We start from the raw sequence: 14134 nt of genomic DNA on the forward strand, positions 1-14134 counted from the left end.
ATTTGTATTTATATCTATAAAATTTTTACAGATTAGTATCCATAAATTTTGGCAAATTTGTCTATCTTTGAGCTTTTCTGCCAGTTGTATTCAGTCTCATTTGCGATATTTTGAGCTAATTCTTTACCAAAATGATCACTTATGAAGCCAAGAGCCATATCCATGCCGGCGGCCACGCCTGAAGCCGTGTAAAATTTATCATCTTTTACCCACCTGGCGTGTGATTGCCATTTTACGGCATCACGGTACTGTTTTACCCATTCAAACGACTTTTTATTTGATGTGGCTTTTAGCCCATCAAGCATTCCAGTGCAAGCTAGCAAAGCTGAGCCAGTGCAAACACTAAGGCAAAAATTTGAAGCCAAAACACACTCTTTAAGATGTGATATAAACTCGTTGTCTTTTACTAAAATCCTTGTGCTCTGACCACCAGGTACCAGCAAAATACTATTGTTTGGTAAATTGACCAACTTTTTTGTTCTTACTTCAAATCCTTGCTTGCTTTTTATTACTTTACTATTAAACGATACAAAATTTGGATTTATTCCAGGTACTCTTGCTAAAAACTCTACAGGACCCATGAGATCAAGTGTCTCGTAATCATCAAAAAGAAGACAAAATAGATTCATTGCTCTGCCTTTTGGATAGAAATTTCAAAAATACTTTGATATTTTAGTTTAAATTTTTAAGAAATAAAGGGAAAAATATAAATTTTTAAAGAATTTTTATCTAAAAAATTGAGATAACTGAAAATTGTTTTTAAAATTTAGATAATAAATTTTTAGGTATATTCTAGTAGAAAATTAACAAAACTTAAATATATTTTATTAAATTATTAGTAATTTTTTTTACTAAGGTTTACTTGTGATTAGCTCTGATATAATAGCAACCAAAACAGCATAACTATGTGATTTTAGCATATTTAACTAAAAGCTCAAATCATTAAGTTTTATGCAAATAAAGGAATAAAATGACGAGAATTCTTACTCTACTTTTTACATTGTCTGTTGCAGCAATGGCCATTGAGGGACCAACTGGCGTCAATCAATTTGACAGCACCATTTGGGCAGCACAGAGGATAGAAAATATCAAGCCTTATGAGCATAGCTGGGGTCCGATATTTACTTTTATCCAAGGTAACGACTACTTTGCCATAGGTGCGCTCTGTATTATCCTTGCGGTCATCGGTGCGTTCGTGCTACACTTTTTGATCATCGGACCAAAACACTTCAGTCACGATGGCAAAAAAGTATATGCTTTCTCAATGATTGAGCGTGTAGCTCACGGTCTAGCTGCGATCTCTTGGATGGTTTTGGTTCCAACTGGTATCATCATCATGTGGGGTGCAGAGCTTGGCGGTGGAACATTTGTGCGTTTCTGTAGATACTTGCACGATACAGCAACTGTGATCTTTGCTGTTTCTGTGCTTCCTATGTTATTTACCTGGACAAAGAGAATGCTTCCGGCAATTTATGATATCAGATGGATGATGATAGTTGGTGGCTATTTATCAAAGAAAAAGAGACCTGTTCCGGCTGGTAAATTTAATGCTGGTCAAAAAGCATGGTACTGGATCGCTATCCCTGGTGGTATCGTGATGATCATCACTGGTGCGATTATGTATTTCTTAGACTTCAAAGAGCCAGCAGTTGCTACATGGCTTGGCATAACACAGATCGACCTTTTAAGATATAGCGTAGTTATACACAACTGCCTTGGTATAGTCTGTGCAGTATTTTTCCTAGTTCATATCTATATGGCAGCTATTGCTATTCATGGTGCTATTTGGTCGATGATTACTGGATATAAAGAGGAAGAAGAAGTTTATGTTCTTCATCACTACTGGTATCAAGAGCTCGTTAGAGAGAATAAAATTCCAGTATCTGATTATGAAAAGTCTTATACAAATTTAAAATAATTAACTTTACTCTGACCTTGCTAGTAAGCGAGGTCAAAGCTCTCTTTTATCTCAAATTTATACATTAAAATTTTTAAAATAATTAATATTTTTTTGGCTATAATCCAAACTAGTTTCAAGGTTTGAAATACTAATTGCAAAAGGAAAAATCATGACAACAATTGATTGTAGAAATTTAGAATGTCCAAAACCAGTCATAATGACAAAAAATGCACTTGATGGTTTAAGCGAAGGCGAAAGCTTAGAAATTTTGGTAAATGCACTAGCCCCAAAAGAAAATATTTCAAGATTTTTAAAAAATCAAAATATAAACTTTAGCCTAGAAAGCAATGGCAATGAGACTAAAATTTTAGCTACAAAAGACAAAAATGCGCTTGAGCTTACAAATTTTGATGAGTTTGTTTGCGATATCACACCAAAAAGCGAAAAAGTGCTCTATCTAAACGACGAGCGCGCAGGAAGTGGTGAAGTAGGAATAAATTTACTATCAAAATTCTTAGGAGCATTTCTTCAAGTTGAGAAAAAACCAAAGATAATAATCTGCGTAAATAACGCTGTAAAGATGACTGCAAACCGCTCACACCCAAGCTTTAAGCCGCTTAAAGATCTTGAAGCTGCTGGTGTTAAAATTTTAAGCTGCGGAAGCTGCTTGGAGGCTTATAAGCTAGTAAGTGATCTTGCGATTGGCGAAATTTCAAATGCTTATGAGATCATCGACATACTCTCAACTCACGAGCAAATCAAATTATGATCTACCACGACAAAAAGCTTACGCAGTTCGTTAGAGCCGCTGGTTGAGCTGCTAAGCTTGACCCGTCGGGTCTAAACAAAACGATTAGTAGTTTAAATTTATCTCATCCAAATCTGCTCTCAAGCACCAATTCTAATGAGGATGCGAGTGTCTTTAAAATTTCAAATGACCTTGCATTGGTTCAAACGCTTGACTTTATAACGCCTGTGGTAAATGATCCATTTATCTACGGTCAAATCGCTGCTGCAAATAGCCTAAGCGACGTCTTTGCAATGGGTGGTGAGGTGATAAATGCTCTAAATATCGTAGGCTTTGATAGCTGCAACTTGGCACCTGAAATTTTAGGAGAAATTTTACAAGGTGGAGCCGATAAAGTAAAAGAGTGTGGTGGCATTATAGTTGGCGGGCATACGATCGAGACACAGCAGATGTATTATGGGCTTAGCATTACTGGAAAGGTGCATCCTGATAAATTTTGGGCAAATAATACAGCTATAAATGGCAATGTTTTGATACTTATAAAGCCCCTTGGAAGCGGTATTTTAAGTACAGCAATAAAGGCTGATTTATTAAGCATGGAACAGATAAAAGAGGCTGCAACTATCATGGCACAGCTAAATTTTTATGCATTAAAGGCACTTGATGGTATTAAAGTTTACGGTGCCACTGATGTGACTGGATTTGGCTTTTTGGGGCATTTAAGCGAAATGTTAAATGAAAAGATCAGTTTTGAAATTTATGAAAAAAACGTACCAATCATTGCTAGTGCAAAGGAATTTGCAGATATGGGCATCATTCCAGAAGGAAGCTATAAAAACCGCGAATTTGCAAAGCATTTTGTAGATAAAGAAGCTGACATTTTGCTATTTGATGCACAAACTTCAGGTGGACTTTTGCTTGCAGTTGGTGAAAAGGATGCGATGCTCGCAGTAAAACGGTTAAAAGAAGTAGGTTATGAAAGCTCGGCTATTGTTGGCTCTGCGGTGCCAAAGAGTGAGTTTGGTATATTTTTAAGATAAATTTTTAAAGATAGCATGCTATCTCATTGCGTTAGTGAAATCTTTTAATTTACTTAACCATTCTATAATTTCAAAAACTACAAAAGGAGAGATGATGAATTATCTTGAAATTTTAAAATTTCGTCATGCTTGCAAGGTTTTTGACGAAAGCAAAAAAATCGGTGCTGGAGAGTTTGATTTTATACTAGAAGCTGGTAGGTTAAGCCCTAGTTCAACTGGTCTTGAGCAGTGGGATATCTTAGTCGTTCAAAATAAAGAGCTTAGAGAAAAAATAAAAGCTCTTTCATGGAATCAAGCGCAAATCACATCTTGCTCGCATTTAGTTGTCGTTTTAGCTAAGATCAAAGAGGTAAAATTTGGAAGCACCTACGTTAATAAAATAATCGCTAGAAATACCAACAAAGATCCTGAAGCCATTGCTGCAAGGCAAAAATTTTATCATGACTTTTTGCTAGCAAATTTTAAAAATGATGATGAGCTAACATTTCAGTGGTCACATGAACAATGCATGATAATCGCCACAAATATGATGAATGCAGCTGCAAGTTTGGGCATTGATAGTTGCCCGATAGAAGGCTTTGATAGACATGCTCTAAATGAACTTTTGGGGCTTGATGAGAGCTTTCAAAGAGTGGCTATTATGGTGCCATTTGGCTACCGCCTAAATCCACAACCAAAAAACTTCGCAGAGAAATTTCTGATATCGTTACTTGGATCTATTAAGATATTTGAGCCAAATTTTAAATAAATTTTTGGCTCAATTTTAAATAAATCAATAAATTCTAAATAAATACTTACCTTTATAAACCCAAATCAAGTAAAAATGGGATAAAATCAGAGCCAAAACCTAAACTAACGAGGTGTCTATCGTGCTTGAGAAACAAAAAACCAGCCTTCAAATAGTAAAAATGTTTTATACAAAGTCTATTTTACTTTTACTCTCATTTATATTTTTAGCATTATTTGTAGTTTGTGCTGGTACGAACGATATAAAGTATGACCTTAGCTCAACTAATTCAAATATAAAATCATCAATCTCAAATAGCTTTTTTATAATAAAAAATGATCTATTTTTAAAATCAAAAATGGTTGAAGCAGGTCTTAGTGATATGCTATTTGATAAAAATTCAACAAAAAACGATCTTTATATAGCTTTTTACGTTTTTGATAAAAATAGAAATTTAATCTATTCAAAGAGATTTTTAGGTGCTGATGACATAGCCGAAAAGGATCTATCTTGGCTTAGTTTAAACGAGACAGATGCTGGGAAATTTACAGTATCAGATCGAGTTTATAAAAACAGTCGTTTTAGAGACATTTATGCATCTTATGGACTAAAAAATGGAGGCAGCATTTTAGTTCAAATTGATATAAAATTTTTACAAAACTACACCAATGTAGATTACGATGAGAAAAGCAAAACTTATGCTTATCTGGTAGATAAATATGGAAATTTATCAAGAGATGAGTTTTATAAAAAATTTGATGAATCGATGTTTTTGCCTTATGTGAGTCTTGGCGATGAGTTTAAAGAGGATAAAATAATATTTTCTTTAAGCCATATGGGCTTTTATCTCATAAGCTATATGCCAGAGTATAAAATTTTTGTTATTACCGCTTCAACGAAGCATTTTCATATCTTTATGCAGTTTGTGTTATTTTGGCTATCGATCTTTTGTTTTATATCTTCCATATTTTTATGGGTTAGAGATGTAAAATTTATAAAAAATAGGATAATGCCAGCTTTAAAAGAGGTAAGAGATACTTTAGATGGTGATGAATATGAGATAAGACGAAGCCTTAATATAACAGAATTTGAAGATATAAAAAATGGAATAAACAAGCTAAAAATAGAAACCAAAAAAGCAACTGCCGGACTAGAAGAATACAAAAGTAGATTTGGCTATATTTTTGAACAAAGCTTTTTGAAAATAGTAGTTTATGATGCTTATAGCGGCGATATTATTGATGCTAGTAATGCATTTTTATCTTCCGTTGGCTACACAAAAGATGAGATTATAGAGCTAAATTTAAATGATTTAATAGATGGCGATTTTGCATTGTTTATGCAAATGAAACAAGACGCTCAAAATAGCGATATGAGTTTTAAAATCAAGCTAAAAACAAAAGATGGCAGCACTAAAGAGGGATTTTTACAAGAGTCGCAGATCGAGCTAAGGGATTCTAGGCTAAATTTTATGCTTATACACGAGCTTGACGATGAAAAATTTACGAAAAAGGATAACGAAGCAATAAATGATTATTCGTTTTTATCGCCAAATGTAATAGCAGAAGCATTAAGCAGCGACCCATTTTCTATCGTAAGAAGTACTCAAAATATCGATAGTATCTTCAAAGTCCCGCAAGATAAGAAGCTTATAAATTTAAAAGATCTAATAAGCCCTGAAAGTTTAGATGAGTTTGCTGTAAATGTTTCTAATGAATCTAAAAAATTCTTTGAAAAAGGTAGCAAAAATAGCGAGATAAATCTCGTAGCCAATATGCAAACAAATGAAAACAACAAAACGCCATTTAAGATAAAAGTAAAATTTATTGATAATGGTGCTGATAAAGAGCGAAAGATCATCTACTTTTTTAATGACTTAAGTGATATAGCAAAGTTGCAAGAAAAATATGATGCTGAATTAAAATATTTTCAAAGCATACTTTGGGCAAGCCAAGCGCTTGTCTTTTCATGGGATAAAAAAAGCAACACGCTTTATATCCCAAATGCTATTGCCAAGTCGCTCGGATATGCATTAAATGGGGATATGAGTATAAATTTTGAACGCGCAAAAACTATATTTGTAGATGAATTTGTAAGCTTTAAGGACTTTTTTGACCTTATAAAAAAAGGTGAAGTATATGATGGCGAAGTGCGTTTTTATAGGGCTGATAAAGAGATTATTTATGTAAGGATTAGAGCAAAAGCAATAGCTTTTTATGATGGTGAAGCAAGCGTTATAAAGGGCACAATGCAAGATCTTAGTGTGCAAAATAGCTTTTTTTCTTATCAAGACCTTTTAGCAAAAATTTTCTCATATGCAAAAGAGCAAATTATTATGCTTGATGATGAGTTTAGGATCATAGATGCTAATGACGCTTTTTTCGATACGCTTAACATTTCTAGAGATAAAAATTTTATAGAGAAAATTTACTCAAAAGATATAATAAATTTTAAAAACGGACTAAAAGATATTAAAGATGAAATTTTAAATTCACTTAAAATAACTGGCTTTTGGCAAGGTCTTATTCATGATGTTCGAAGCAAAAATAGACTCGAAGTCATAAGTATAAGCAAGCTTTTAAACGCATTTGGCGATCAAGAGGGATATATATTGTTAGCTTCAAGCGCAAATGATGATTGCTACAATAAAGAGTATCTCGAATTTATCGCGTATCACGATACGCTGACTGGGCTACCAAATAGATTTTTACTTTTTAATAAGCTAGAAAATCTGCTAAAACAAGCGAAAAAAAGCTTAAAAATAGCAGCTTTTTATGTCGATTTTGATAATTTTAAATCGATAAATGACGGATACGGACATCAAGTAGGCGATAAAATCCTAATAGAAATTTCAAAAAAAATAGATGAAATTTTTCCAAAACAAGGAATATTTGCAAGAATAGGCGGAGACGAGTTTATAGGCGCTATGCCTTATGAAAATTTGGGAGAAATTTACGAAACTGCTGAAAACATCTTAAGAGTGGGTCAGAGTAAAATTTCTATTGATGATGACGAGAAAAAACTTAGCGTAAGTATTGGTATTAGCTTAAGTAGCGATGCGCTTAGCGTTGATGATCTAATTGAAAGAGCCGATTGGGCTATGTATCAAGCAAAGCTTAATGGAAAAAATAAATATTATGTATTTAATTCGAAAAAAGATACATACTTTAAAAATGAATATAGAGATGACTCAAAGATCATTGAAGCTATCGATGCTGGCGAGATGTTCTTGCTTTATCAGCCTGAGATTGATATAAAAAGCGGGGAAGTTAGCAGTTTTGAGGCATTTATTAGATGGAAAAATGGCGATAAGATATTAAGGCCATCAGACTTCTTACCGCTTGCAAAAGGCTCAAAAGCAGTTGTCGCTATCGCATTATTTACGCTAAAAGATGCTTTAAAAGCTAGGGCTGTATGGCTAAAAGAGGGAATAAATGCAAAAGTTAGAGTAAATTTGTGCATTAAAAAGCTAATGACTTCTGAGTTTTTTGAGAAATTTAAAAAGCTTTTAGAAGATGAGCAGCTAGACGCTAATGGACTAATCATAGACATCGTTGACTCCGCAAGTGGCGTAAATTTAGATGATGTTGTTAGATATATCGATGCTTATAAGGAACTAGGCGTTAGCTTTTCGCTTGATGATTTTGCGTCTTATTCAGGCTCGGTAGAAGCTTTAGGTATGTTAAAAACAAATAGATTTAATATAGATAAAAGATTTTGCAAACAAATTTTTGACTCAGTAGAAGCGCTAAAGACCATACGTATGATAAAGTATGTATCAGATACATTTAATTTTGATGTCATGATAAAAAATTTAGAAGATAAAAGCATGCTTGAAATTTTTGTTGGATTTGGCTTTAGTAGATTTCAAGGACGGCTTTTTGCGCCAGAGCTTAGCCTGGATGATGTGCTTAAATTTAAATTTGCTCTATCATCTCCGCTAAATGTAAGAAATTTTCAAGATGATGAGAACTACAATATGCTTTGCAAAATAGTAGGTGCAAAAGAGCTTATGACTCGTTTGATAAATTTGCTTAAATGCGATGAAAAAGTAAGCGAAAAATTAAAAGACGAAATAGCAAATCAAGTAGATGATATCAGAATAATAAATGAAAAATTAGCTGAAATTTTAGATACGATCCTTGTAAAAATAGACAAAGAGAACGTAATAAATTTAGCTAATGAGGCAATTTTATTATGCGATAATGATCTAAATTTGAGTGGAGCGAATAAATAATGAATGAAAATGCTTTAAATGTTTATGAGCACGAAATCCCAAATGGAAGCAAGCTATACTTTGCCAGTAGCGCAAAGCTAAAGAGGCAGATCGAACAAAAAGCTAGTGAAATTTTAGAAAATGAAGGCTTTAGCGAGATCGTAACGCCATTTTTCTCATATCACCAGCATTTAAGTGTAGATGCTACAAATCTTTTACGTTTTAGCGATAGCCTAAATCACGAGATAAGTCTAAGAGCTGATAGCACGGTAGATACTGTAAGGATCGTGCTTAGAAGACTAAAGGCAAACGAATCAAAAAGATGGTTTTATATCCAGCCAGTCTTTCGCTATCCAAGCCAAGAAATTTATCAAATCGGAGCCGAACTAATCGGTGAAAATGATGTTTTAAAAAGCATAAATATCGTAGCAAAGCTTCTTAATGAGCTAAAAATGGATACATTTTTGCAAGTGAGCAATATACAAATTCCAAGAGTGATTTGTGAAATTTTAAGCGTGCCTATTGAAATTTTTGAAAATGGGCAAATGGAAAAAATTTTATCTCAAAATGTTCCATGGCTAAGTGCTCTTGCTCTTTTAAAGTCAGTTGATGAGCTGGATGAGGTGATTAAAATTTCTCCAAGCAAACTAAAAGAACCGCTTGAAAATTTGAGAAATTTAGCCAGCGCTTTAGAATATAAAAATTTAAGAATAGTTCCGCTATATTACTCGAAAATGAGATATTACGATAGTTTATTTTTTAGATTTTTAAGAAATAACAGCATAATAGCAAGTGGCGGCAGCTACGAAATAGACGGAAAAATAAATAGTGGTTTTGCTGTTTATACGGATGCATTGATAGAAGAAAAAATTAATTTAAGGAAGTAAGAATGAGAAAGGCTGATTTAGTAGTTGGAGTTCAATGGGGTGATGAGGGCAAAGGCAAGATAGTTGATATGCTAGGACTAAACTATGACATGATCTGTCGCTCACAAGGCGGCCATAATGCCGGCCATACTATCTGGGTTGATGGCGTTAGATATGCTTTGCACCTTGTTCCAAGCGGAATTTTACACAAAAATATCATAAATATCATTGGCAATGGTGTTGTTGTTTGCCCAGAAGTATTAATCACTGAAATGGCACAGTTTGAAAATTTGGAGGGAAGACTTTATATTAGTGATAAAGCACATTTAAATCTAAGCTACCATAGCCAAATCGATCAAGCAAAAGAGAGACTAAAAGGCGAAAAAGCAATCGGTACGACTGGAAAAGGCATTGGACCAACTTATGCTGATAAAATAAGTAGAAGCGGTCACAGAGTAGGCGAACTACTTGAGCCAGAGCGTTTGTGCGATGCTTTAATGCATGATTTTGAGACAAACAAATGCGTATTTGACGCACTTGGTGTAAAAATTCCTAACGAGAATGAATTGCTTGAAGAGCTAAAAAGATATAAAGAGGTTTTGGCTCCATTTATCGCAAATACTACAAACCTAGTGTGGAAGGCACTTGATGAAAATAAAAAGGTATTACTTGAAGGCGCTCAGGGCACGCTCCTAGATATCGATCATGGTACATACCCTTATGTCACTAGCTCAAATACTATAAGTGCAGGTGCTTGTACAGGGCTTGGACTAAATCCAAAAGAAATCGGTGAAGTAATAGGTGTTATAAAAGCTTACACAACTCGTGTTGGCTTTGGCCCTTTCCCGACAGAAGATAAAGGCGTAAATGGCGATAAGATGTGTGATATCGGTAAGGAATTTGGCACAACAACAGGCCGCCGTAGACGTTGTGGTTGGTTTGATGCTGTGAGTGTAAAATACGCATCAAGGCTTGACGGTGTCGATACTTATGCACTTATGAAGCTTGATGTTCTTGATGGATTTGAGGTGGTAAAAATTTGCAAAGCTTATCAATATAATGGTGAAACTATCGATTATATGCCGACAGATCTTGAAAATGCAACTCCTATCTATGAAGAACTTGCAGGCTGGGATAGTGTAAAAGGTATAAGCAAATATGAAGATCTGCCAGCAAATGCAAGAGCTTATATCAAGAGAATAGAAGAGCTAACTGGCGTAAAGATCGGCTACATCTCAACAAGCCCTGAAAGAAGCGATACGATCATTAGATGAAAAGCAAATTTACCTCTATCGTCCGCGTAAAAAAACAAGAGATGGATAAGGTAGAGGCAAAGCTTGCCGTTGCTAGGCTTAATGTAAGAAATTTTGAAGAAAATTTAGTACATTTAAGAGCAAAGCTTGAGGAGTTTTGCTTGCCAAAAAGTGGCAATATAGGTGAGCTAAAGGAAAATTTAGAGTTTATAAAGATAGCAAGGCAAGAGTTAAATGCCTGCAAAGAGAGCCTTGAAATAGCTAAAAAAGAGGTTTCGCATTACGAATATAAATATAAAAATGCAAATTTAGAGTACGAAAAGATGAAATATCTAGAAAAAGAAGAGTTTAAAAAAGAGATAAAACGTATACAAAAGGCCGAAGCACTTGCACTTGATGAGTTTGCGGTGATGAAATTTACAGCTAAGAGCGAGTTGTGATGAGAGCGGTTTTATTACTCTTAACTATTTTAAATTTTGCATTTTGTTTTGAAGTACCAGTTGACTGTACGCAAATTTTTGAAGCTAGAAAAGAAGAAATTTTAAAGGAACTTGAGATCATAGATGAACAGCGCCAAGCTTTAGAGGTATTTCGCGCAAGCTCGGCAGCAGCCTATGAAGAAAATAATAAAAGGCTTGCCAAAAAAGAAGCTGATCTAAATGCGACAATGAAAGTGATCGAACAAAAACGCAAAGAGATCGATGAAGTGGTCGCCAAAAATGAGAAAATTTTAAAAGAACTTCGCACAATGACTAGTGATAAAGTCAATGAGTCGTATTCTAAGATGAAAGATGGTGCGGCAGCTGAGGTGCTTTCTAAAATGCCTAGATCAAACGCAGCCACCATACTTTATGCTCTTGATGCCAAAAAGATATCAACTATCATGGCGAAAATGGATCCAAAAGTAGCATCTGAGATCACCACTTTGCTTCAAAAAGGGCCACCATTTGCTGATGAAAAAGGTGATATGCCAACTCCAGCCGGCAGCATAAATATTCAGTAATCAATCTTTTACACAAGCAAGCAAAATCCTAAAAAATTTAGACACCAAAATATAAAGCACTTGCTTATAAATTTTTGATTTTAAGCTTGCCTAACTTTAGCTTGCATACTTTTGTGGTGGCTATTTTTTAACCAAACTTGCTAGCACCCCAACTCCAAGGATGACTAGAATGATAAAAAGGCTAATTTGTGCAGAAATTTCAAAACCGATATGAAAGATATGAGCAGTCGCATTTAAAGCCAGCTTTGTTGCGATAAAAAACAAAAGCACGATCACAGAAATTTCTAAATACTTTAAAAAATTTTTGAGTGCTTCAAGCACAAAATAAAGCGTTCTTAGCCCAAGTATCGCAAATATCATCGCTGAATAAACAATCACAGGATCTTTACTCACAGCAATGACAGCCGGAACGCTATCAAAAGCAAATATCACATCGCTTAGCTCAATCACGCAAAGACACAAGAATAATGGTGTTGCTATCCAAGTGGCTTTTAGCCTTAAAATTTGATCGTTAAGAGTAGTTTTTTGACTATCTGGAATTTGCTTAGAAATTTCGCTAAATTTAACAAAAAAACTATGTCCAAAAAGCTGTGGTAAAACCGGAAAGAAGCGATAAACTGCCCTATAAGCTATGTGGTTTGAATAATCTTTTATATCCTCATCACACTTATCTTTTTTTATCATCATTACAGCACTATATGCGACTATTGCTGCAAATATTAGCTCCATCCAAGGCGAGATGGCAAAAAGCATCGTACCTACGGCTACAAAGATGAGCCTAAATATCATAGCTCCTATAACGCCAAAATAAAGCACTCTGTGGCGATAAATTTCAGGTATATTAAACCATGAAAAAATCGCCATCATCACAAAAAGATTATCTACTGAGAGCGACTTTTCTAGCGCATATCCTGCAAAATAAAGACTTGCTATTTCACTGCCTCGCTCAAAATATAAATATATGCCAAAAAGTACTGAAACTCCTATCCAAAAGATAGACCAAATGCCAGCATGTTTTAGTAAAATTTTCTCATCATGTTTATGAGCAAAAAGATCTATTCCAAAGGCAAGTGATGCCATTATGAGAAAAACTATAATTGTTTGAATTTCTAATGCGTTCAACTTTTATCCTTAAAATTTTAACAAGGCATCATCAATACTTCTACTATCTCGCCTTTTTTGAGAAATTCTTTATCCATTGGGATCATTAAAAGTGCGGCTTTGTTTGTTAAATTATTTACGATCGCTGAACTGCCAAGCTTTTTGCCATTTAGGTTTACAAAATTTTTTCCTTCACGATTTTCTAAATTTATAGCTGTAAATTCTAAAAATGGTGAGCGTTTTTTATAGTCTTCATCCATTATCGCCGTGATCTTTGGCTCTTCTTGACCAAACCACGCATTTATTAGGACCCTCACATAAAGCACACACATAACCATTGCCGAGTACGGAAATCCAGGCAGCGCAAAGATATATTTATCGCCTGACTTTGCCACTCTGATGTGACGACCTGGTTTTATTGCAGCACCTTCGATGATAAGGCTAAAATTTTCATTTAAAGCGCCTTTTACAAAGTCATAGTCCCCCATACTTATGCCACCAGTCGTCACTAATATATCAGCTGATTTTAGTGCGTTTATGATCGCTCTTTCGACAAGCTCGGCCTTATCTCTTACGATCTCGCAAAGGACCGGCTCTGCGCCCATTTTGCGTATCTGCATAGCGATACCTACGTGATTTGAGCTGTGAATTTGTGCTGGATTTTCTAATGGCTCGCCAAGGTCTTTTATCTCGCTGCCAGTCGCTAGTATCGCAACTCTTGGGCGTATAAAAACGCTTACGTGAAAGACACCAAGCTCAGCAAGAAGTGCTATCTCGGCGTAGGTTAGACGTGTGCCTTTTTTGATCAAAATTTCACCTTTTTTGTAGCTTTCTCCTACTTCGCGCACGGCAAAACCCTTTGGCACGCTCTTTTTGATGATTATTTTTGAGCCGCTAACTTCGACATTTTCTACCGGTACAAGTGTATCAGTGCCTTCGCTCATTAGTGAGCCAGTGAAAGTTTTTACACATTTACTACCCTCTATGACTAGTCCTTTGTCGCTTCCAGCAGGCAGGTCTGTGATGAGCTCAAGCTCGCTTAGACCGTCTTTAAAGGCAAAAGCATAGCCGTCCATCGCTGAAACTGGCTTTGCTGGGTAATTTTCAGCGGCTGTCACATCGTAGGCGATATTTCTATCAAGTGCGTCCGTGATGGCTACTTTTTCGACCTTTTCCCACTCATTTATTGTATCTTTTAGAATTTTTAGGCTATCTGCATAACTCATAAAATCTTTCATTTTTATCCTTTTTATGAAATTTTTGCATATTTTATCCATTTC

At 35.0% G+C, this 14134-nt stretch carries 11 protein-coding genes and 1 pseudogene; 9 read left to right on the top strand and 3 right to left on the bottom strand.

Annotated features, from left to right (window positions below):
* Positions 1–32 precede the first annotated feature (32 nt).
* On the bottom strand, positions 33–629 hold the full coding sequence (locus CVS84_RS00485) for a DJ-1/PfpI family protein (protein WP_107690734.1): 597 nt from the start codon (positions 627–629) through the stop codon (positions 33–35).
* Between the two features lie 341 nt (positions 630–970).
* Between CVS84_RS00485 and CVS84_RS00490 the strand changes: the two genes are divergently transcribed.
* The 9 genes and pseudogenes from CVS84_RS00490 to CVS84_RS00530 all read left to right on the top strand — a co-directional run bounded on the left by CVS84_RS00490 (position 971) and on the right by CVS84_RS00530 (position 11753).
* Positions 971–1918: a formate dehydrogenase subunit gamma gene (locus CVS84_RS00490; RefSeq protein WP_107690735.1), complete on the top strand. Its 948-nt coding sequence runs from the start codon at positions 971–973 to the stop codon at positions 1916–1918.
* 151 nt (positions 1919–2069) lie between these two features.
* Positions 2070–2669, top strand: coding sequence for a sulfurtransferase-like selenium metabolism protein YedF (gene yedF, locus CVS84_RS00495; protein ID WP_107690736.1), 600 nt, complete (start codon positions 2070–2072; stop codon positions 2667–2669).
* Positions 2666–3688, top strand: coding sequence for a selenide, water dikinase SelD (gene selD / locus CVS84_RS00500; RefSeq protein WP_413784316.1), 1023 nt, complete (start codon positions 2666–2668; stop codon positions 3686–3688). Before yedF ends, selD begins: the two co-directional genes overlap by 4 nt.
* A 94-nt stretch (positions 3689–3782) precedes the next feature.
* Positions 3783–4411: pseudogene (locus CVS84_RS00505) on the top strand (NAD(P)H-dependent oxidoreductase).
* Between the two features lie 146 nt (positions 4412–4557).
* Positions 4558–8652, top strand: a complete 4095-nt coding sequence (locus CVS84_RS00510) for a diguanylate cyclase domain-containing protein (protein ID WP_107690737.1) — start codon at positions 4558–4560, stop codon at positions 8650–8652.
* Positions 8652–9518 (top strand): ATP phosphoribosyltransferase regulatory subunit, encoded by an 867-nt coding sequence (locus tag CVS84_RS00515; RefSeq protein ID WP_021090725.1) that lies wholly within the window; start codon positions 8652–8654, stop codon positions 9516–9518. Before CVS84_RS00510 ends, CVS84_RS00515 begins: the two co-directional genes overlap by 1 nt.
* A 2-nt stretch (positions 9519–9520) precedes the next feature.
* On the top strand, positions 9521–10771 hold the full coding sequence (locus tag CVS84_RS00520; RefSeq protein ID WP_107690738.1) for an adenylosuccinate synthase: 1251 nt from the start codon (positions 9521–9523) through the stop codon (positions 10769–10771).
* Entirely contained in the window at positions 10768–11190 is a 423-nt protein-coding gene (locus CVS84_RS00525) for a flagellar export protein FliJ (protein WP_107690739.1), read from the top strand. Before CVS84_RS00520 ends, CVS84_RS00525 begins: the two co-directional genes overlap by 4 nt.
* Positions 11190–11753, top strand: a complete 564-nt coding sequence (locus tag CVS84_RS00530; RefSeq protein ID WP_107690740.1) for a MotE family protein — start codon at positions 11190–11192, stop codon at positions 11751–11753. Before CVS84_RS00525 ends, CVS84_RS00530 begins: the two co-directional genes overlap by 1 nt.
* A gap of 120 nt (positions 11754–11873) precedes the next feature.
* Here CVS84_RS00530 and CVS84_RS00535 read toward each other — a convergent pair whose 3' ends face one another.
* Both CVS84_RS00535 and CVS84_RS00540 read right to left on the bottom strand, forming a co-directional pair.
* Entirely contained in the window at positions 11874–12875 is a 1002-nt protein-coding gene (locus CVS84_RS00535) for a TerC/Alx family metal homeostasis membrane protein (RefSeq protein ID WP_107690741.1), read from the bottom strand.
* Between the two features lie 17 nt (positions 12876–12892).
* Positions 12893–14092 carry a molybdopterin molybdotransferase MoeA gene (locus CVS84_RS00540; RefSeq protein ID WP_107690742.1) on the bottom strand — a complete coding sequence of 400 codons (1200 nt, stop codon included), beginning with the start codon at positions 14090–14092 and terminating at the stop codon, positions 12893–12895.
* Between the last annotated feature and the right edge of the window lie 42 nt (positions 14093–14134).

Origin of the sequence: Campylobacter concisus (assembly GCF_003048575.1) — a bacterium.
Taxonomy (GTDB): Bacteria; Campylobacterota; Campylobacteria; order Campylobacterales; family Campylobacteraceae; genus Campylobacter_A; species Campylobacter_A concisus_U.